Genomic DNA, 21,586 nt, shown 5'->3' on the forward strand with positions numbered 1-21,586 from the left:
ACATACTCACCTCTTATCTTCTGGATATAGCCATGAACTTGCAATTTTCATAGCAAAGTCCGCATTTAATGCAAACATTCACATCGATGGTATGGGGTTCCTTAACCTTTCCGCTGATAGCACTAACGGGGCATTTTTTCGCACACAGACTGCATCCTTTACATTTCTCTGGATCAATAAAATACTGCAAAAGCGACTTGCAGACTCCGGAAGGACATTTCTTATCCACAACATGTGCAAGGTATTCATCCCGGAAATATTTCAATGTGGAAAGAACCGGATTTGGCGCGGTTTGTCCGAGGCCACACATTGATGCTGCTTTGATCTGTACAGAGAGGGTTTCAAGCATATCCAGATCTTCCAATGTCCCTTTCCCCTCTGTGATTCTTTCAAGGATTTCAAGCAATCTTTTTGTGCCAATTCGGCAAGGGGTACATTTGCCGCAGGATTCGTCCCTTGTAAAATCAAGATAGAAACGGGCAACATCAACCATACAGTTGTCTTCATCCATGACGATCATACCACCGGATCCCATCATGGAACCCAGCGACGTCAATGTGTCATAATCTATCGGAGAATCAAGATGTTCAGCTGTTATACATCCACCTGACGGCCCGCCTGTTTGAACCGCTTTAAACTTTTTGCCGTTCGGGATGCCTCCTCCAATTTCATAAATCACTTCTCTAAGCTTGATCCCCATGGGAACTTCCACAAGCCCTGTATTGGCAATCTTTCCGCCAAGTGCAAATACTTTTGTCCCTTTACTCTTTTCTGTTCCGATGCTTGCAAACCATTCCGCACCCTTGACTATAATCTGTGGTATACTGGCAAAAGTTTCGACATTGTTGATTACCGTCGGTTTTTCCCAAAGGCCGCTCACTGCTGGAAATGGCGGTTTCGGATTCGGCGTTCCCCGTTTGCCTTCTATAGAATTCATAAGCGCCGTTTCTTCTCCGCAAACAAAGGCACCTGCTCCAAGCCTGACATCTATATCAAATTGAAAGCCTGTCCCCAAAATGTTCTGTCCCAACAGGCCATATTCTCTGGCCTGATGGATGGCAATAAGCAATCTTTGCACTGCAATCGGATATTCCGCCCGTACATAAATATATCCTTGATTTGCCCCAATCGCATATCCTCCTATCGCCATGGCTTCAAGCACAGAATGGGGATCGCCTTCCAGTATGGATCGATCCATAAATGCGCCGGGATCACCTTCATCCGCGTTACAAATGATATACTTTTGCTCATTTTGTTGCCTGGAAGCAAATTCCCACTTGACACCCGTTGGAAATCCTCCGCCTCCCCGACCTCTTAAACCTGATTTTTTTATGATATCTATAACTTCCTGCGGTGTAATTGACAGCAAGACTTTCGCCAGTGCTTTGTACCCATCCAAAGCAATATACTCATCAATGTTTTCCGGATCTATCACACCGCAATTTCGCAGTGCAATTCTGTATTGCTTGTTAAAAAAATCCACATGGGTTAATGATTTAATCTGATCATTTTTTATAGATTTCTGATAGATGAGTCTTCTTAAAACTCTGCCTTTTACCAGATGCTCTTTCACAAGATCCGGGACATCCTCAATTTTTACCCTGCTGTAGAAGGCTCCTTCGGGATATACGATCATAACGGGTCCCAGTGCACACAATCCAAAGCATCCGGTTCTGACAATTTCTATATCATTTTCAATCCCCAGGTTTTTTACTTCTTGTTCCATCGCTTTCAGTATCTTCATCGAATCTGACGACGTACAGCCTGTGCCGCCGCATATGAGAACCGTCCTTTGCCGGACTGCTGCACGATCCGGCGAGATCCCGTCTTTTCTACGCTTTACCCTGTCAATCGTTATATTTTTTATCTCTTTAAGATCCTTTAACGTCTTCATAAAACAACCTCCAATTATCTGTATTCTTCAAGGATTTTCGAAATATCATTGGAAGTTACTCTCCCGTAAACCTTTTCTCCGATCATCATAACCGGGGCTAGTCCGCAGGCTCCCAGACATCTGGTGGCATCCAAGGTAAACTTCCCATCCTCTGTTGTCTTTTGGACTTGAACATTCAACTCTTTGCTCAACCGATCCAAAAGTTCCTGTGCGCCTTTAATGTAGCAAGCTGTTCCAAGACATACCCTGATGACGTACTCCCCCTTTGGCTCTAATGAAAAGAAAGAATAAAAGGAAGCCACACCGTAAATTTCTGTCATAGGCACATCCAGTTCTTCGGATACAACCTGCAGCACGTTTTCCGGCAGATATCCGTAAAGGTTCTGCACTTTATGCAAAACCGGAATGAGCGCCCCTTTCATATCTTTGAAATTTCGAATCGATTCTTTGACTTTTTCCAGTCGTTCGTCAGTTCGTTTGCCTTCGCAGCAGCACGCATGTTCCATAAGCAATTTCTTCCTTTCCTTTATAATTTATTCATCAAAATGGAGATCCGATTTTCTCCCTATTCATTTCACGATGAAAATACCGTTCTATTAAGTGAAAATATTCACAAGATAAACAAGAAAAAACTCACCCGCAACTTAAATAATAACTATTAATTGCTGCTTCATGCTGTAATTATAACATTTATTTAGTGAAATGTTTCACATAATTTGTGACAGTATTTTGAATCTTGGCAGTTTTTTATATCATCCGCTTACCGAATTGCCCGCAAACTGTCTCCTCTTCCCATATCTACTTGAAATCCGACAGATTGAATTCTCATTTCAATACAATGACGGCATTGGGTAGACTCATCTCCCGTACAAATTTTGTTTTCATACAGTTCATACTTCGTTCTTACCGCTTTGGGAGAAAGGTTCGGCATTACCACATTTGCCCCTACTTTCAAGGCCAATTCCCTGCCTTGCGGATGCAGTGTTCCCATGGCCGTTGTTGCAGGCAGCAAACAATCGGGTACAAGCAGGCGAGCAAACGCCACCATGACCAGCGTGTCTTCCACCGTACCGCCTTCCGCATCCTTTAGAGGGGTCTCACTATGCGGAATAAATGGGCCGATTCCAATCATATCCGGCTGCAGTTTTTTTAAAAAGAGCAAATCTTCCGCCAAATCTTCCGCCGTTTGCTCAGGCAATCCAACCATAAATCCGGCTCCAACCTGATACCCGATTCTTTTCAATGTGAGCAGGCAATTGATTCTGTTTTCAAAACTCATCGTGGGATGCAATTGTTCATACAGATGTTTGGAAGCTGTTTCATGTCTTAATAGAAACCTGTCAGCACCCGCCTCAAAAAGCTTTTGATACACAGCATCGTTTCTTTCCCCTATTGAAAGAGTTATGGCTGTATTCGGAAACATCTCTTTGATTTTTCTAATGATATCGATCAATATTTCCTCAGAGTACCAAGCATCCTCCCCACTTTGCAAGACAAATGTTCGATAGCCCAGTTGGTACCCCTCTTTGCAGCAGTCCAGAATTTCCTCAGGTGTCAAGCGGTATCGGTCCACTTTCCTGTTAGAAACCCGAATACCGCAATAAAGACAATCCTGTCTGCATATATTGGAAAACTCGATGAGCCCCCGCATGAAGACTTTATGTCCGTAATATTTAACCCGGGTTCGATGGGCATAGTGAAATAGAGCCTCTTTATGCCCATCATCCAAATTCCTAAGTACATGGATAATCTCTTCTTTTGACAAATCATTTCGTTCATATAATTTGTCCAACAACGCTAATATCGTAATCCCTCCCTTTAACGAATAGAAAAAACAACTATTTATCATGATTTCTTCAATTTTACCATTACTTTTTGGATGAGGATAAAAAGGCCAATACTAATCAACACAGCTCCAATGCTAAACACAGGCTGAATGAATGTCTAGGTCTAGAAAATTTAAGACCCTTCCACCGCGAAGCTTCGCGATCAACACTCCGATGATTAAACTATCAATTAGCATTCAATCTTCCTCTCCCCTTATCTCCTACTTATCCATCTTTTTTGCAATGTATCATTTCAAGTCAATTTTTGTCAATTCGTTATTTCAATAGAAAATTAAAGTTATTTTTTTAAAATACTTTACATTCAGGAACAAACGTTCTATACTTGGTGTGAAGTAAAATTTTCTGTGGACCAAACTAGATGATCATGTTATACTTAGTAATAAATGATATTGATCTAGTTAGTTGGAGAAAAGGTGGTGTTGTCAATGGAAATTAACACCAAAAAATTTAAAGAGTTATTACATAAAAGAAGCATTCCTAATTTCTATCACCTTTCAGACAAATTAAATATACCCTATGATAGACTATCAACAATTATAAATGAAGGAATGATTCAAGAAGACAATGATCTAGAAATGCTATGCAAGTACTTTAATTTAACAAAAGAAGATATTCTTATCAAAAAAGAGAAAAAACAATCAATTACATATTCCACAAAGAAATCATTCATTGATGTTTCCAATATTAAACCTTTTAAACAATATAAAGTGTTAGAATTATTTGCTGGTGCTGGTGGATTAGCCCTAGGCTTGGAAAAGGCGGGATTTGATAGTGTCGGTTTGATCGAATATGATAAATATGCTTGTAGTACTTTAAGGAAAAATCGGCCATATTGGAATGTAATTGAAGGAGATATTGATCAGATTGTAAAAAATGGGATACATAACTATAATGTGGGTGAAATTGATCTTTTATCAGGCGGCTTTCCGTGTCAAGCATTTAGCTACGCTGGCAAAAAATTAGGATTAAACGATACTAGAGGTACCCTATTCTACTATTTTGCTGAACTATTGAATGAATTAAAACCGAAAGTTTTTGTTGCTGAAAATGTTCGTGGTTTAATTAGTCATGATCAAGGGAAAACACTTGAAGTGATGTTAGATGTGTTTAAAGAGGTCGGTTATACTGTTGAATATGAATTGCTTAATGCTGTTCATTATAATGTGGCCCAAAAAAGGGAAAGGATCTTTATTATTGGGGTGAGAAATGACTTAGATATTGAGATCAATTTCCCAAAACCTCTTAACTATATTCTTACATTAAAGGATATATTAAAAGACGTCCCTCCATCGCCAGGGATAAAATATCCTGAAAGTAAAAAGAAAATACTAGAAATGGTGCCACCAGGTGGTTGCTGGAGGGATTTACCTGAGAATATTGCAAAAGAATACATGGGTAAAAGTTATTTCTTAGGGGGTGGGAAAACTGGTATGGCTAGACGACTTTCATGGGACGAGCCTAGTTTAACCTTAACCTGTTCACCTGCACAGAAACAAACTGAACGTTGCCACCCTGTAGAAACTAGACCATTTACAGTTAGAGAATATGCTAGAATACAAAGTTTTCCCGATGATTGGCAATTTGAAGGCTCTTTAGGACAACAATATAAACAAATTGGAAATGCAGTACCTGTTCAATTAGCAAAACATGTAGGTTTGGCATTAGTTAATATGCTTAATCAAATTGAGATACAAAATAACATGATTTATCCTGTTAAATATAAAGAACATCAATCATTTAAACCAACAAATGAACAAATTGAAAAAAAGGCAGCGCAATTAGAACTTATACTCGTTTAAGACGATAGGGGTTCCCATTAAACATCGGGAGCCCCTTTTCTTGACTTCATTTGTATCCCCATTTTTCTCTAATCTGTTCAGCTAATTGATCAATCACCTGATCAAGTAAGTCACTTCCATCCACTTCAATTGCAACTTCACCTATTGCGTTAATTAACTCCATATAAAAATCTTCTCTTCCCGTTAAGCGATGCCAAAATTCGCGACCAACGATAACCGGATATTGTTCATTAATTCGTTTATAATGTGTACTTAATTCTTCAACATTACCATAAAGAACACCTACAACAAGATCATCTAACCCAATTGACAATCGATTCGTTCGAGCTAAATTTCTAACACCATTAAAATGGTTGATTATAGTTTGAACATCATCTTTATTTATCGTATTAGGTCCAGCTTTTAGTTGACAATATTTCCTCCTGCTATCTATCTGATCGACGAATTCAATATCAAGTCCTTGAATTGCAGAGGCATAGCCACTTAGTGTATTACTAATAAAATACTGGAATTGAGTCCCAAAGGAAGTATTTATTGATGTTCCTAGAACCCTAGGGTAGATTAATGATTTTGCAACACTTTTGGCATCATTATTTCCTGTTAAGTAATTCGCATTATATAGTAATAAAAACGGGTTAACGTTAAATTCTGATAAATCATTTAATTTTCTAGTATTTTCTATATGACGACTAGCAATAATCTCTCTAAAAAATTTTTTAGCGCCATTCAATATGTCTAATCGTTCTTGTTCTGTCATTCCTTTCACCCTCTACAATTGGTTTAACTTTGATCACACCAATCTAATCATAAATGATTGTTGTATCCTTTAATTATTTTTTCAATTGGATAATCGAGATATCCGCTACCATTGGTTACAAATGAACATAGATGATTCCATACTTCAAACACTTTATCAAATTCCCATACATTGCAATAGAATTCTTATTAAGCTAACCACAATTTACTAATTTTTAATGAAATTATACCATTATTTTTGCAAAAATATTGTTTTTATGTAGTTATTTGAATTAATTTCATAATTGATTCTTTTTAACAATTCACTCTTTACAAATGAAGATTTTACGCATATAATATTAACAGTACTATTACTCTTATTACAGTTAATACATATGTTTCACTGAAAAACAATCGATGGATCGGGAAAGGAGGGCTTCAATGTTTGAATTAGATGTTCGTAGTCGTAGACCAATTTATGAACAGTTGGTAGACAAAATTAAAGAATCGATTATTAGCCAAATCCTAAAACCAGATGAAAAATTGCCATCTGTTCGCATGTTGTCAAAGGAATTAACCATCAATCCAAACACGATTCAAAAGGCGTATAGTGAATTAGAACGGCAAGGCTATATCTATTCTATTCCAGGAAAGGGAAATTTCGTGGCGCCAATTGATTTAATGCCCAATCAGCAAAAGCTAAAAGAAATAAAGCTGCAACTGACCCATTTACTTGCTGAAGCCATTTATCTTGGTTTAACCAAAAAAGAATTGAATGAATGGTTTGACGAAGCCAAACGAAAGACGGAGGGGGGACAGATCGATGATCAAAGTTCAACAAGTCAGTAAAACATTTGACAAAGAAGTAGCCATTCATCAGCTTCAACTATCTGTAAAAAAAGGTTCGATCTATGGTTTATTAGGCTCAAATGGAGCTGGGAAAACCACTTTACTAAAAATACTTGCAGGAATTTACCGACCAGATCAAGGGACGATTCAAATTGATGGAGAACCCATTTATGAAAATGTCCCTCTTAAAGAGCGCGTGGTTTTTATTCCTGATTCCCTATACTTTTTGCCACAATCAACGATTCAACAAATGACGAAATATTACCAAAGCTTTTATCCTAACTGGAATCAAGAACGTTTTGAACGATTAAAACAGGTTTTTCAAATCGATCCAAAACGTAAAATTCACCGTTTATCCAAAGGAATGCAGCGTCAAGTTGCCTTTTGGCTCGCACTATCTAGCATGCCCGATATCTTGATCTTAGATGAACCGATCGATGGGTTAGACCCTGTTATGCGACAAAAAATTAAAAATTTACTCTTTCAGGATGTAGCTGAACGGGAAATGACCGTCATCATCTCTTCTCATAATTTAAGAGAAATTGAGGATATTTGCGATCATGTTGGGATCATGCATAAAGGAAAGCTTATTATTGAAAAAGAACTTGACGACCTAAAAGCAGATACGCTAAAGATCCAAATCGCCTATGCCAAACCAGAAGATGAGGAACAATTAATGGCTGATCTTAAGGTGCTTTATCAAGAAAAACGAGGAAGCATTTCCCTTTATATTGTGAAAGGATATGAAGAGGAAATCTTTCAAAAGATTGAATCCATCAAACCGTTGGTCTTCGATCTTTTGCCACTTACTTTAGAAGAAATCTTTATCTATGAAATGGGGGATATCGGCTATGAAATCGAAAATGTCCTTCTTTAAAATAGGAATCATCAAACAGGATTTTAGACAGCACGGTTGGATTGGAATCATCTATTTAATTGGCCTACTATTCGCCTTGCCTTTACAACTGATGATGCTTGCTTCTAATCAATATATTACTCAATACCGATATATAGATAACGTTTATTTTTACAATTTTGGATTCCAAGCGATCCTGTTGTTCATCCTACCTGTACTTACAGGGGTCTTTCTCTTTCGCTATATACAAACGAAAGAATCGGCCGATATGATACATAGTTTACCGATTAGAAGAGAAAGTCTTTACTTTAACCATTTAGTTAGCGGCTTTTTCATGTTGCTTCCAGCTGTTTGGATTACAGGAATCACGACATGGTTTCTTTCTTATTTTGTTCCTTTCTCTGAACAATTTAAGACAAGTGATTTTTTTCAATGGTTGGGAATCATGACACTATTTACGATTTTCTTTTTTATCTTTTCATCATTCGTTGGCATTATGACCGGTATGTCTGTAGCACAAGGGATCTTAACCTATATTTTTCTATTCCTTCCTACCGGAATTATGGGATTGATCAATTATCATTTAAGCTTATATTTATACGGTTTTCCTGAAAACTATATGACCTCGGTAAAAATAGAAGATTGGTCTCCCATTATTCGAATCATATCAAGCGAAAATCGTCCTTTTTCCTTCGGAGAAACCGTGATCTATCTTGTACTAATTCTTATTTTTGCTGTTAGTGGTTATTTGCTATATAAGTATCGCCACCTTGAAACGGCAACACAAGCTATTTCCTTTAAGTTATTACGACCCATTTTTAAATACGGTGTTACTTTTTCCGTTATGTTAATGGTTGGAATGTATTTTGCCTCTACCCAAAATCGTGATCAAAGATGGACAATTTTTGGGTATATCATCGGCTCCATCATTGGCTTTTTCGTAGCAGAAATAGTTTTACAAAAAACCTGGAGAGTATTTGTTAAAAGAACGTTTGTCGAACTCCTTATTTACTCGATTGCTGCAACGATTCTTTTCACTGGTATTCAAATGGATGTGACTCGTTATGAAATCAGACTACCGAGCCCAGAAGAAATCGAGGGTGTTTATTTTGGCAATGCTGGTTTTGAGTTAAGAGATAAGTTGCAGCGAAATGAGGATATTTTTTATCAAGATCCATTATTTGTCGAACAAGTGCGTTCCCTTCACCAAGAGATTCTGACTAAAAAACCAGAAAACTTACGTGGCAAACCTAATATCAACTATACGGTTAGCCGACAAATGGTTTTTGCCTATCAATTAAAGAATGGGGAGCTAATGGTTCGTGAATATACCATTCCGGTCGAATCAATCAAAGAAGCATTAAAACCAGTCTTAGAGTCTCCCCACTATAAAAAAGAGCACTATCTCCTCAATCAGTTAGACCAACCGATTGATAAAGTCAGGTTTATGTCTAGTTTTACAGGCAGGAATTTAACTATTACAAATCCTGATGAAATTAATGAACTAAAAGAAATTTTAAAACAAGAAATATTAAACATGAAATATGAAGATATGATAGATACGCGGAGTTCTTGGGCAACGATCAATTTCTCTTTTAGCAATCCTAAGATTGTATTAACACATACAGGTATCCAATATGATAATAAATTTTTCTCTTTCGAATGGAATAAATCCTTTGTGCAATTGGAAAAATGGTTGGACGAGAAGGGCTATCTCTCAAAGGCACGCATACAGTCTGATGATCTTCAATACTTAGAAATTGCAAAAGCCAATGAAACCCTAGAGGAAGGCGAAGAGAGCATCAATTATCCCGAGGAGATTTTCCTGAAAAACCCGAAAAACCTCCAATTTATTCGAGTTGAAGACAAACAATCAATACAAGAAGCGCTTATCCAATATAGCAGTTATGGAAAAGCTGCCTACTATGTCAAATTTAAAACGATAAAAGGAGAAGAGTTTTATGGATTGTTTACGAAGGACAATGTGCCTAAATTTGTAGCACAGTTGTTTTAAAGCGAATAGAAAACCGGTTAAAAGCCACTCATTCTTTACGGACGAGTGGCTTTTTATGATCAAATATTCAAATCTCTTTTCCTAAAAAATATACAATCTCCACTTTTTCCTTATTGCCTAATGAAAGATTTTCTATTTTTTTGGTGAGATCTAAATCCATAATCTCCGCTAATTCCTTGATTCTCTTGCTACAGTCTTTTTTGTAAAAACTTGCTGAATACTTCAAAGGTAAATAACCAACCACCATCACTCATGCTTTATACCATTATTTTGCAAATATTATTTGAAAACTCTACTGGATCCTTGATTGATAATCCTTCAATGAGAAGTGCTTGGTTGTACAATAGATTTGTATACAATTCAAACTTCTCTTTATCGTTTTCATAAGCTTTCTTTAAGGATTGGAATACTTGATGATTATGGTTGATTTCTAATATTTTCTCTGCTTTAATGTTTTGTTCACCTGGCATTTGACTTAATACTTTTTCCATTTCGATTGTAATTTCCCCATCGGTTGCAAAACATACAGGATGTGTTTTTAACCTTTTGGAAATTCGAACATCATTCACTTTATCTGCTAAGATTTTTTTCATTTGTTCGAAAAGATCTTTATTCTCCTTCTCTTCTTCTTCGGTTTTATTCTGGTTTTCCTCTGCTTCAATCCCTAGATCACCACTAGATACTGATTTAAATTCTTTCTCTTTATATGTCATCAACATTTTGATGGCAAACTCATCGATATCCTCGGTAAAATACAAAATTTCATATCCTTTTTCTGCCACTAACTCTATCTGAGGCAATTTTTCAATTTTTTCAACCGTTTCTCCTGAAGCATAATAAATATATTTTTGATCTTCAGGCATTCTGGATACATATTCATCTAAGGTAACCATCTTCTTCTCTTTAGATGAGTAGAACATCAATAAATCCTGCAATACATCTTTATGACTTCCAAAATCACTATAAACCCCATATTTTAACTGTCTGCCAAAGGATTTATAAAAGGTTTCATAGTTATCCCGATCATCCTTTAACAAACTTTGTAAGTGGCTTGTGATTTTATTCTTGATGTTTTTGGCAATTAACTTTAATTGTCTATCATGTTGTAAAATCTCTCTGGATATATTCAAAGATAAATCTTCCGAATCGACCATTCCTTTAATAAAGCTATAATAGTCAGGAAGTAAGTCTGAGCATTTGCTCATGATCAATACACCATTGGAATAGAGCTCTAATCCCTTTTCATATTCCTTTGTATAATAATCAAAAGGTATTTTTTCTGGGATAAATAAAATAGCATTATATCTTACCGCACCATCGGCACTAATATGGATATGTGTTAGAGGTTTGTCAAAACCGTAGTGTTTTTCCCTATAAAAATTCTCGTAATCTTCTGGAGTAAGTTCGTTTTTATTCTTTCTCCAAATTGGAACCATGCTATTGATAACCTGTTCTTCTTGGTAATCCTCGTATTCTTTCTCGCTACCTTCTTTAGGTTTTGTTTTTGTTACATCCATTTTTATTGGGTAGCGAATGAAGTCAGAGTATTTTTTGATGATCGCTTTTAATCGATATTCTTCTAGATACTCGTCATAGTTCTCATCTTCTGTATTCTCTTTGATTTTCAAAATAACCTCTGTACCCACTAAATCTTTTTCATATGGCTCAATCGTGTATCCATCTGTACCTGTGGATTCCCATTTATAAGCTTCATCGCTTCCTAAAGCCTTACTTATTACAGTGACGACATCAGCTACCATAAATGCAGAATAAAATCCAACTCCAAATTGACCAATAATATCATAACCGTCTTTCAATTCGTTTTCGTTTTTAAATGATAAAGACCCACTCTTGGCAATGGTTCCAAGGTTATTTTCAAGCTCTTCTTTTGTCATTCCAATTCCAGTATCTAAGATTTTCAATATTCTATTTTCCTTGTCAGTAATCACTTTTATGTAGTAATTATCTTTATCAAAATGTAAAGAATCGTCAGTTAACGCTTTATAATATATTTTGTCAATTGCATCACTGGCATTAGAAATTAACTCCCTTAAAAAGATCTCCTTATGAGAATAGATGGAGTTAATCATCATTTCTAATAGCCTTTTTGATTCTGCTTTAAATTGTTTTTTTGCCATTCACATTTCTCCTTTCAATCTAAAACTACTTAAACACATAATGTAGTCATTATGATTGTACAGGTATCTTTAATTACAGATCATCAACTTATTAGCACTCTTTTCGCTTGAGTGCTAATCACTATTTTAATAACACATACTGTCGTTTGAGTCAATATATTTAAGGATTTTTTTGTTTTTGAATAATACACAATTTTTTTGAGAAAATAATACTGTATTTTAACTTTCAGGAGGTAATCACAATGTCACTCATCCCATATGAACCATTTCGCCATCTTGAAAACGTAAGAAGGGAATTAGACCGTTTTTTCACCACAGATTTTCCAACCTTTTGGACAAGTTCCCAAGATTTTGGCACACCCAGAATTGATATTCATGAAACTGAAAATGAAATTGTAGCAACATGCGATATTCCAGGCTTAGAAAAGAAAGAAGATGTGAATATCGAAATTGACAATAACATGCTTCACATCAATGGAACGATTAACAGGGTTAACGAAATCAAGAAAGAAAATATGCATAGACAAGAACGTTTTGTTGGTCGTTTTCAACGTACTGTTACCTTACCTAGTCGTGTTTCTCAAGATGGTGTGAAAGCAACATACAAGAATGGTGTTCTAGAAATTCGTATGCCAAAATTACAAGCTGATAACAAAAAAAGAATTGATGTTGATTTCCATTAAATAATTTAGAGGCTACCTCATTTAAGTTGTTATTTAACGACCTTTTGAGATAGCCTCTCCATCATTGTTTGTCATCGCCACATTCTAATCCTCGTAATAAGATTTTGTTGCTTTAAAACCCCAGAACCATCTATTACAGACAGAACTAGGGTATATCTTATACATGTAATTTTCCTCTTATTCAATAATCTCAGTGTGAAAAAGGGCTTTTGCTTGATTTATAAAAACATCTCCTAATTTAGTAAAAGTAGCAACTCCACGTTTATGGATTACTGTTTTAAATTTATTTGAATTGGCTCCGGCTGTCGTTAAAAAAACACAAATGTCAGTTGCCACTCCAACTACATGAACTTTGTCAATCATTCTCTCTTTAAGTTTTTCAGATAAACCAGTATCAAAGAATGCATTGTAGTCTGCTTTTGGAATCATTAATAAGTTTGAATGCGATTCGTTCTTTTTAAACCAAGTCTTCAAATCACCATATAATTCGTGCCCCCAACTTCCTACTACATTATGTATAGGCCATAAATCAAAATGAGGGTCATTTTCATCGTGGGAATCCATAGCAATAACTACTGTTCCACCATTTGTTAAAAATTCCTCTGCTGTTTGCATAATATAAGGTACTATTTCTTGGGCTGGTTTACCCGCTGTTAAGTTTCCATTGTCGTGAACAAAATCATTTGACATATCAACAATTACTAAGGCTTCATTTGTCATTTTAAAATCTCCCATCGATTTAATTATTAAAATACATGCAATCTACCCTAAAATTGTTTGTATAGGTTTTCTTTTCTTGAAAATATTTATAATATTCAAGCTAAACCATTAATTTAAATTCTATTATTCTTTATTTTAATCTATTTGTTTATTTAAACAACTAATAATTTAGTTTTTAAGACCTAAATTTATCGTCTTTAGTTGACATTCTTCTACATAAATATACAATATAGGTAAGATTATAGTAATTTTAAATTTTTTTAATCTTATTATCTCAACTTTCGCATAGCGATATCTAATGTGAAACCTTAAGCCGTAATGCTTAAATAATTATCATATATAACTCTTGAAAAACCTAAATATAATGAAAAACACCTCATGATCATGCAACAAATACATTTTACAAAGGTTTAGAATGCTAACACTTGGATGGACAGATGGCCAAACCTTTATTCCTATAGAATCATCTTATGTCTAGATGGATAGTTTGGTCATACCACAATTGTCTTCTCTCGTTACATTTTACTCGCATGGCAACACCGTTGTAGTAAAGATTTAAGGACGCTTGGTGGAATCTTTTATGAATTTTGTAATGAAATAGGTGAATAAAATTAGGCAATAACACTACAACAATGATTTGAACCAATTGAAGATATTTCAAAAAATCAAATCGTAAAATAACTAAATCGATTAAAAATCAACTACAGCAACGCAGGTTTACCCAATTATATAAAGGCTTACCTGCCTATTTAAGCATGCGAAAGTTAAATTATTATTTAAGAGGAGATGAAAGTATGACCAAGGACACAAAAAATAAATCTATCGGTTGGTTGAAAGGTGTCCTATCTAATCAAAGCCAATCGGATCAAAGTAGTAAAGAAGAACTAGTTACAACTGCTATATTTGAAGAACAATCTAGTAATATGGAAGAGCCTGAGCAATCAGATATTCCTAGCAATAAGCAGTTATTTTTAAAAGATAATCAGGATAAAGTATCGCTAGATTTAATAGCTTCTGTGGAAAATATGCTAAGTGACCGGCAATTACTTCTTTATAAAAATAAAGCTCTTGAAGACCAATTATATAATGCGAATGAAACAATTAATCGTTTAAAGCATGACATTGCAAAGAAAGAGCAACTTTTACAGGACAAGAATCAAGAAATTAGCGTTTTAGAAAGCAATCTTACAAACAAACAAATGAGCTACGATCAACTTCTTGAAGATTATAAAGACTTTCAATATACTTCAAAACAAGAATTTGATAAAATTTCAAGTCAACTTGAAAAAGAGATTATTAAATATAACAAACTTAATGAAAAATCTACTTACACTGAATATCAAAATATGTTAAAAATCAAAGAACTTGAAGAGAAAATTAGTCATCTAGAAGTTGAAAATCAAAAGTACATAGAACAATACCAAAGAATTCTTGGTGAAAAGAATCAATTAATAGAGACCATTAATGATTTTACAGAGCGGATGTCATTCTCTTTTTCCCCAAAGAAAACTGCATCTACGACTCTATCGGAGTAAACAGGCACCTACAATCTAGTCACGACTAGAGAAAGGGGGTAACCATGTCAGTTTACCATGGAAAACTACTTGAATTATTATCAATCGATAGAAAATCTGATAAATCTTTTTTACGAGTAAGATTATCATTTGAACAAGAAGTTGAACTACTTTGGGAAATTGACCATGATACAGCTGAGAATTTGAAAGCAGTGACTGTATTTGGAGGGAATTATAAATATAGATTGGCCTTTTATGGCTTCTGGGATTCAATTAGAAAGCAAAACGTAAGTTATGTAACAAGAACCTATCGAGATCAAAGCGATAGGATCTATTTTCTATGCTCCGAAGAATATGTAAAAGGATTAAACTTTATTAAATGTATCCAACAAATAAATCAAGTTCACACTTTACCATTCTTATATCCAAATCTACCAATTAGTGAACTAGAACTAAAACGAGAAGAAGTAAATTCTAATAGATATAATCGAAAGTTTGCATGGATAGCTGTTACCATGCTCAGTATCATATCCACTATTCTATTCGGATATTCAGGTCATGCTAATATAAATAAGACTGGATTTGATGAAAAAACACCTAAAAAAGCAGAACTTGTGGTTAATGAAGTTGATTTGAATCAAAAAGATAAAGAGAAACCATCTGCTAGCGAACAAGCAGAAATTGATTCTTCTATTCAACCTAGCATTCCTTTTATAGAACTAAATAAGGTAATAAACTACAGTATTCCAGAAGGCTACGTTTCCCTTACCTTCGATGACGGTCCATCTAAATATACAAAGGAAATTATTGATGTATTAAAGAAGTATCAGGTTGGTGGTACATTCTTCTTTATTGGACTTAATGCGAAGAAATATCCTGACTATGTTAAATATGTTAACTCAAACGGTTACTCTATTGGTAATCATTCTTTGAACCATACAAATTTCACGAATCTCTCCTATGAAAAGCAAGAAATTAATCTAATAAAAGCAAATCAAATAATTGAAGAAATTATTCCAGATACTGTCGTTCTCTTTAGACCACCCTTCGGAGCTAAAAATGAATTAACCATAGATTTAATAAATAAAAACCATAAAAAGATGGTACTTTGGAATAAGGATACGGAAGATTGGAAAGACAATAATCCCGATGAAATTCTTAATTATATACATAACTCTAAAGCATCTGGGTCTATTATCCTTCTCCATGAATCTCAAGCTGTTATAGATGCTTTGCCAAAGATCATTGAATATTTGCAAGGGAAGGATTTAAAAATTGTGAGTTTGAGATAAAAAATATTTAAAATATACATAATAACTGTTCCATTCGGACTATTAAAAAAGTCCTAATTTTTTTATATTTTTAAAGGGAATTAACAAAATTCGTCGAATAATACCCTGTTATCATTTTTAAAAGGGGAGCTAAGTAGAAATTGAGGAGAAAAAAGAAGAAATCAAATTTATTAACTATTTTAATTTTATCTAATACTGATAAGCCTGTAATACGTTTGAAATTACCGAAAGTAAGTATCTATATAATGTTTTTATTTGTATTCATTGCTATAGTAATTCTATTTTATGTTTTTAATATAAATAATCAACTACAACAAGAGAATGTCTTGCTATCTAATAATCTTAATATTCAAACAAACAAAATAGATGAGTTACAAGAAAAAATAAAAACTATGGAAGACACTACAACTAAAGCCCAAATCAAAATAAATGAACTTGAAGAAATAGAATCCCAAATGAAAGAATACATGATGGAACTGTCTGATAATATAGACCCACGTGGGGGGATTAGTATACCGATTCCCGAGATAGAATTTGAAAATAGTCAAGAAGAACCTATAAATTCTGATTTACTTTCTATTAAATTAATTGAAAGGTATAAACAAGCCATTGCTGAGATGGAAAAAACAAACAACAAATTAAAGCAGCTTCCAACTGCTTGGCCAGCAAGTACTAATACCATTACATCAAGATTCGGTATACGTAAAGACCCATTTACTAATGTATCTTCTTTCCATACTGGAATTGATCTTGCCGGGCCTACGGGAAATCCTGTTTATGCTGGCGCAGACGGTAAAGTAATTTTAGCCGAATATTATGGCGGATACGGCAAAACAATTATTATTCGTCATTCAAATACGTATAAAACACTTTACGGCCATCTTTCAGAAATAAAGGTTAAACAAGGAGACTCAGTAAAAAAGGGAGAAATTATAGGTTTAATTGGAAATACTGGACGAAGTAGTGGCCCACACCTCCATTATGAAGTGTTTAAAAATGGAAAACCTATTGATCCATATCCTTATATGAATTTTTTAAAACATAACGAAGAAAAACTTTAACATTCTCCCAGGAAAGGAAGCTGTATATGTTTAAAGTAAAAAATGATAAAGCCTTTGAGATCAACACTATTATTGGTTCAGAAACTATCATTGAAGGAAAGATAAAACTTGAAGGAAGTATACGTATTGATGGGAAAATCTATGGGGAAGTTGATAGTACTGGTGACATTTTCATCGGAAAAGAAGGCTATGTTGAACCATCTATTAAAGGAAAAAACATAATCATTGCTGGTGAAGTAAAAGGGAACTTATATACTTCTGAAAAAGTACATATTCAACCAAGTGGTAAGTTAACTGGAAGCGCAACAACAGAAGGAATTATCATCGATGATGGAGGAATATTTAACGGAGAAAGCATTATGGTTCAAAGCGACACTCAACCCTTAGCGAATAAAAAGAAAGCTGCTATAAAAACTAATAATGAGGTGGTAAATGAATGAGAAGTTGAAAGCCTTTTCTGGAATAAAAAAGATTTTACAATCAAAAATTCATAAAAACAAAACAAAAAAAATTAATTCGATCACAAATAAATTATTGTTTTCGAGAAAATAATACGCCATCTTGAAAACGTAAGAAGGGAATTAGACCGTTTGTTTCACCAAATATTTTCCAACATTTTAGACAGATTCCCAAGATTTTGGCACACCAAGAATTGATGTTGATTTCCATTAAATAATTTTAAGGCTACCTCATATGAGTCGTTATTTAACGACGTTTTGAGATAGCCTCTCTTTTTTCAATTGTTTGATTTATAGTTTCACGACATGCTGAAAGTAATTTCTTCCCCTACCTAAGAAGCGGATTGGGTTAAATTGGCAATAATGCAACGGATTCCCTCGCTTCAAGAAATTCAATCATTTCATTCCACGACTTCGGCTTGTTTGATAAGACGGAATAATAACGTTTCAAAAACTTCACGACAAGAGCCGTTTGCAATTTATCCATGTTATCATCTGTTGGAAGAAAACAAAGGTCAAGCCCTGTTACGGCTTCTCCATCATTGTTCCAGGATGGGTGGACATAAGCGAAATCGAGGCGCTTATATCCAAGGTGAGACAATACCTCCCTACGAACATAGGGATCCATGGTTTTAACCCCGCCAAATTCATAATGCTCGATTCGATAGGGATCATAAATTTCGGCAAACATACCATATAATTGCTTTCCATTTGCCGCAGCCAAGGAGTTCAAATCCTCCAACCTCTTTTGAACTAAAAATCGGCCAATACTAAGTCCTGCTTGGCCAATAATCGTAAAATCTGTCATCGCCACATTATAATCCTCGTAATAGCGATATTCCGTTGCACCGACTACATTCCCTTCGTGAACAGCAACAAACACACGAATTCCCGGATCTTCCAAAGGCTCCTTCCACAGATCGAATTCCAATACTTCTTCAGGAGGAAAAACATGTTGCATCAATTGATGCATTTTTTTAAACAAAGGATCTTCAATACTCGTAATTCTGCGATATTCCATTTCATCATTCTCCTTATTAAAATTTAGGTGTATAAAAAGGATTTTTCCATTCCATCAGTGCTGCATAATTAAAAGATTCTTCATCCTCTAAATAGTTAGCCACCACTTTAACAGGAGTGCGGCCGCATCGAAGCAGGAAGGTAATAACAGGATCCTTCAATTCTCCTTTTACGACAGCTTCGAGGTATTGTTCCGCCGTCATCTCATCAGCTTTTTTATGATAGCCAGGCATTCTACCTCCGCCTAGCAGACGTTCCAATCCCAATTGAACAACGACTTCATACATGGATAGCATCAGCCATTTCCCCAGCCCTAATTTACGATAAGCAGGGCGCACACCAATATCAACGACATAAAGCGTATTCCCGTTCGGATTATGGTTACGAATATATCCATTATCTGTGATCTCTTCCCATGTATGTTCCGGATGGTTAGGGTCAAAATCAACAATTAATCCTGTCATTGATCCCGCAATTTCACCATCAACCTCCACACATAAGGCACCCTCTGAAAAGAGCGTAACATGGTTTTTCAGTTGTTCCGTGTTCCACCATAAATCAGACGGGAATGGTGGTGGAAAACTTTCCTGCTGGATGCGGATTAATCCAGAAAAGTCCTTTTCTTCATAATTTCGGATGACCGCCGGAATAGGTTGATCTTGGTCAAAAACATAGATCTCTTTTCGATACATTCTTCTACCTCCTCTTAAAGCAACTAGCCTCTCCTTATTTCCAATCTGGATAGAGATCGATACGTCGATCACGCCAGGTGGTGACGGATCCGCTTTCACGAACTTGATATAACAATTCTAAATCCAGATCTGCGGTGACAATCATATCCTGATTGATTTCTCCTTCGACTAAGATGCCTCGAGGCGGGAACGGGATATCGTTAGGTGTAATAATCGCTGCTTGACCGTAATTCGCTCGCATAAAGTCAACTGTGGGAAGAGAACCCACTGTACCTGTGATGACAACATAGACTTGGTTTTCTACCACCCTCGCATGGCTGGTGTAACGGACACGATGGAATCCATGTTGATCATCAGTACAAGAAGGAACGAAAATTACATCAGCTCCCTTAGCCTTTGCCATTCGAACGATTTCTGGAAATTCGATATCATAACAAGTTAAAATGGCGATAGTTCCCTTGTCGGTCTCGAACACTTGTAGGCCATCGCCAGGAGACATGTTCCATTCCTTTACTTCTGTCGGAGTGATATGAAGCTTTGGCTGTTCGGCAACTCTTCCGTCTGGATAGAATAAATGAGCAACGTTATATAATCGGTCACCCTTACGGATCACATGGGTTCCCCCGATAATGTGCATCTTTGTTTGCTTCGCAAAAGATGAAAATAAATCCTGGTACTGCTCGGTGAAATCGGGTAATTCATTGATGGTTAAGGCTTTTCCTTGATTGTTACCGATAGACATCAATTGAGTTGTAAAAAACTCGGGGAATAAAACAAACTCAGCGCCGAATTCCTCAGCTGTTTTAATATAATGCTCAGATTGCTTAGCGAAATCTTCAAACGAATGTATGGTATGAAGGTGATATTGTACTGCTGACACTCTTATTTTCATTAGTTCCTTCCTCCTATGGTTTAGAGTCAAATAATTCGGAGAGTGCAAAAGGTCATAGTTCATTTTATATTATAAAAAGCCTGGAATGTTTATCAGTCCTCACTGTTTAATTGCCATTAATGTAGATCAGGTTGCATCGTGAAAAACCAGTGAAAAAATGTCAATAATCATTCATATTTAATTCAGATAAGGCTTCATTCTTCCGCAAGATATCCAAAAAAACCTCCATGGCTTTTGTATGAAATTGTGTGGCTTGCGTGATTAACGAAAATTTGCGGGAAACGGGAAGTCCATTTATTTTTAACATCTTTAAAGTACCCAGTGAGATTTCTTTTCGAACAGCCCAGTGTGAAAGTAATGTGATACCTAAACCCTCTTTTACAGATTCTTTAATAATTTGAGTACTGCCAAATTCCATGATGTTATGCGGATGAAGCTGGAATTTGGCAAACATTTTTTCGGTTGCCTCGCGTGTCCCTGAACCCTCTTCTCGGACAATCCATGTTTCTTTACTTAATTCCGATATTTGTATTTCCTTTCGATTCGCAAATCGATGGTTGGCTGAGATAATGATAAACATGAGATCCTCTGCAATTGGTTCAATATGTAGCTTCTCATGTTTAAAGTTCCCTTCTACAATTCCAATATCCAATTGATGACTGGCGACCAGTTCCGCGATTTCTTTTGTATTGCCAATGGTAATGGTTGGCTTGATCAATGGATATTGCTCGCGCAAGTGTGCAATAATGTGGGGAAGTACATATTCACCATATGTAGAACTTGCCCCTATTGGTAAATTCCCACTAGCAGTATGCATTAAATCATCCACCAGACACTGCATTCGAGTATAGAGTCCCAATATTTCTTTTGCGTGATGGTACACAATTTCTCCTGCTTTATTTAATCGTACATATTTATTGTTTCGTTCCAAAAGTTTCGTCCCAACCATTCGTTCAAATGTTTGAATGTATTGACTGACTGCTGGTTGGGTCATGTGCAATTCTTCTGCCGCACGTGTGAAATTCTCCTTTTCTGCTACGGTAACAAAAACAAGTAACGATTGATCCAATATGACTTCCCCCCCCACCGATTTTAAAAATACTCAATATTTATTATACCATT

At 35.6% G+C, this 21,586-nt stretch carries 19 protein-coding genes and 2 pseudogenes; 10 read left to right on the top strand and 11 right to left on the bottom strand.

Features of this window, described 5'->3' with window-relative positions:
• Nucleotides 1-13: 13 nt before the first annotated feature.
• The 3 genes from nuoF to hydE all read right to left on the bottom strand — a co-directional run bounded on the left by nuoF (nt 14) and on the right by hydE (nt 3,743).
• Entirely contained in the window at nt 14-1,894 is a 1,881-nt protein-coding gene (nuoF, locus tag BEN26_RS07670) for an NADH-quinone oxidoreductase subunit NuoF (RefSeq protein ID WP_084818793.1), read from the bottom strand.
• A gap of 14 nt (nt 1,895-1,908) precedes the next feature.
• Nucleotides 1,909-2,400, bottom strand: coding sequence for an NADH-quinone oxidoreductase subunit NuoE (gene nuoE / locus BEN26_RS07675; RefSeq protein ID WP_069799104.1), 492 nt, complete (start codon nt 2,398-2,400; stop codon nt 1,909-1,911).
• 254 nt (nt 2,401-2,654) lie between these two features.
• Complete coding sequence (hydE, locus tag BEN26_RS07680; protein ID WP_069799102.1) at nt 2,655-3,743, bottom strand: [FeFe] hydrogenase H-cluster radical SAM maturase HydE; 1,089 nt, start codon at nt 3,741-3,743, stop codon at nt 2,655-2,657.
• Nucleotides 3,744-4,166: 423 nt separating this feature from the next.
• On the opposite strand from hydE, the gene BEN26_RS07685 reads away from it, so the two are divergent.
• Nucleotides 4,167-5,540 (top strand): DNA cytosine methyltransferase, encoded by a 1,374-nt coding sequence (locus tag BEN26_RS07685; RefSeq protein WP_084818792.1) that lies wholly within the window; start codon nt 4,167-4,169, stop codon nt 5,538-5,540.
• 46 nt (nt 5,541-5,586) lie between these two features.
• Here BEN26_RS07685 and BEN26_RS07690 read toward each other — a convergent pair whose 3' ends face one another.
• Nucleotides 5,587-6,297: a PmeII family type II restriction endonuclease gene (locus BEN26_RS07690; protein ID WP_069799100.1), complete on the bottom strand. Its 711-nt coding sequence runs from the start codon at nt 6,295-6,297 to the stop codon at nt 5,587-5,589.
• A 419-nt stretch (nt 6,298-6,716) separates the two neighbouring features.
• Here BEN26_RS07690 and BEN26_RS07695 point away from each other — a divergent pair, with 419 nt between their 5' ends.
• The 3 genes from BEN26_RS07695 to BEN26_RS07705 are packed head-to-tail and all read left to right on the top strand — an operon-like array spanning nt 6,717 to nt 9,994.
• Complete coding sequence (locus BEN26_RS07695; RefSeq protein ID WP_068726829.1) at nt 6,717-7,124, top strand: GntR family transcriptional regulator; 408 nt, start codon at nt 6,717-6,719, stop codon at nt 7,122-7,124.
• Nucleotides 7,099-8,001, top strand: a complete 903-nt coding sequence (locus tag BEN26_RS07700; RefSeq protein ID WP_069799098.1) for an ABC transporter ATP-binding protein — start codon at nt 7,099-7,101, stop codon at nt 7,999-8,001. Before BEN26_RS07695 ends, BEN26_RS07700 begins: the two co-directional genes overlap by 26 nt.
• The gene (locus BEN26_RS07705; RefSeq protein ID WP_069799096.1) at nt 7,976-9,994 is read left to right on the top strand and encodes a DUF6449 domain-containing protein; all 2,019 of its coding nucleotides are present in this window, start codon (nt 7,976-7,978) and stop codon (nt 9,992-9,994) included. Before BEN26_RS07700 ends, BEN26_RS07705 begins: the two co-directional genes overlap by 26 nt.
• Before the next feature lie 91 nt (nt 9,995-10,085).
• Here the strand turns inward: BEN26_RS07705 and BEN26_RS14110 are convergent.
• Together BEN26_RS14110 and htpG are read right to left on the bottom strand one after the other, a co-directional pair.
• Nucleotides 10,086-10,220 (bottom strand): annotated as a pseudogene (locus BEN26_RS14110) (ABC transporter ATP-binding protein); the annotation flags it as partial.
• 31 nt (nt 10,221-10,251) lie between these two features.
• Nucleotides 10,252-12,132 carry a molecular chaperone HtpG gene (htpG, locus tag BEN26_RS07710; RefSeq protein ID WP_069799093.1) on the bottom strand — a complete coding sequence of 627 codons (1,881 nt, stop codon included), beginning with the start codon at nt 12,130-12,132 and terminating at the stop codon, nt 10,252-10,254.
• A 242-nt stretch (nt 12,133-12,374) separates the two neighbouring features.
• Between htpG and BEN26_RS07715 the strand changes: the two genes are divergently transcribed.
• Nucleotides 12,375-12,815: an Hsp20/alpha crystallin family protein gene (locus BEN26_RS07715; protein ID WP_069799091.1), complete on the top strand. Its 441-nt coding sequence runs from the start codon at nt 12,375-12,377 to the stop codon at nt 12,813-12,815.
• A 177-nt stretch (nt 12,816-12,992) separates the two neighbouring features.
• Here BEN26_RS07715 and BEN26_RS07720 read toward each other — a convergent pair whose 3' ends face one another.
• Nucleotides 12,993-13,535 (bottom strand): cysteine hydrolase family protein, encoded by a 543-nt coding sequence (locus BEN26_RS07720; protein ID WP_153012051.1) that lies wholly within the window; start codon nt 13,533-13,535, stop codon nt 12,993-12,995.
• A 492-nt stretch (nt 13,536-14,027) separates the two neighbouring features.
• Between BEN26_RS07720 and BEN26_RS14295 the strand changes: the two are divergent.
• The 5 genes and pseudogenes from BEN26_RS14295 to BEN26_RS07740 all read left to right on the top strand — a co-directional run.
• Nucleotides 14,028-14,288 (top strand): annotated as a pseudogene (locus BEN26_RS14295) (IS4 family transposase); the annotation flags it as partial.
• 41 nt (nt 14,289-14,329) lie between these two features.
• The gene (locus BEN26_RS07725; protein ID WP_069799090.1) at nt 14,330-15,070 is read left to right on the top strand and encodes a hypothetical protein; all 741 of its coding nucleotides are present in this window, start codon (nt 14,330-14,332) and stop codon (nt 15,068-15,070) included.
• A 44-nt stretch (nt 15,071-15,114) separates the two neighbouring features.
• Nucleotides 15,115-16,341 carry a polysaccharide deacetylase family protein gene (locus tag BEN26_RS07730; protein ID WP_069799088.1) on the top strand — a complete coding sequence of 409 codons (1,227 nt, stop codon included), beginning with the start codon at nt 15,115-15,117 and terminating at the stop codon, nt 16,339-16,341.
• Nucleotides 16,342-16,481: 140 nt separating this feature from the next.
• On the top strand, nt 16,482-17,402 hold the full coding sequence (locus BEN26_RS07735; RefSeq protein ID WP_068726849.1) for a M23 family metallopeptidase: 921 nt from the start codon (nt 16,482-16,484) through the stop codon (nt 17,400-17,402).
• Nucleotides 17,403-17,428: 26 nt separating this feature from the next.
• Entirely contained in the window at nt 17,429-17,842 is a 414-nt protein-coding gene (locus tag BEN26_RS07740) for a bactofilin family protein (RefSeq protein WP_069799086.1), read from the top strand.
• 367 nt (nt 17,843-18,209) lie between these two features.
• On the opposite strand, the gene BEN26_RS07745 is transcribed toward BEN26_RS07740, so the two are convergent.
• The 4 genes from BEN26_RS07745 to BEN26_RS07760 form a co-directional block, all read right to left on the bottom strand.
• The gene (locus tag BEN26_RS07745) at nt 18,210-18,881 is read right to left on the bottom strand and encodes a GNAT family acetyltransferase (protein ID WP_069799084.1); all 672 of its coding nucleotides are present in this window, start codon (nt 18,879-18,881) and stop codon (nt 18,210-18,212) included.
• A gap of 16 nt (nt 18,882-18,897) precedes the next feature.
• The gene (locus tag BEN26_RS07750; protein WP_069799083.1) at nt 18,898-19,572 is read right to left on the bottom strand and encodes a GNAT family N-acetyltransferase; all 675 of its coding nucleotides are present in this window, start codon (nt 19,570-19,572) and stop codon (nt 18,898-18,900) included.
• 34 nt (nt 19,573-19,606) lie between these two features.
• On the bottom strand, nt 19,607-20,464 hold the full coding sequence (locus BEN26_RS07755; protein ID WP_069799081.1) for a carbon-nitrogen hydrolase family protein: 858 nt from the start codon (nt 20,462-20,464) through the stop codon (nt 19,607-19,609).
• A 160-nt stretch (nt 20,465-20,624) separates the two neighbouring features.
• Entirely contained in the window at nt 20,625-21,533 is a 909-nt protein-coding gene (locus BEN26_RS07760; protein ID WP_069799080.1) for a LysR family transcriptional regulator, read from the bottom strand.
• Between the last annotated feature and the right edge of the window lie 53 nt (nt 21,534-21,586).

Origin of the sequence: Tepidibacillus sp. HK-1 (assembly GCF_001748485.2) — a bacterium.
Classification (GTDB): domain Bacteria; phylum Bacillota; class Bacilli; order Tepidibacillales; family Tepidibacillaceae; genus Tepidibacillus_B; species Tepidibacillus_B infernus.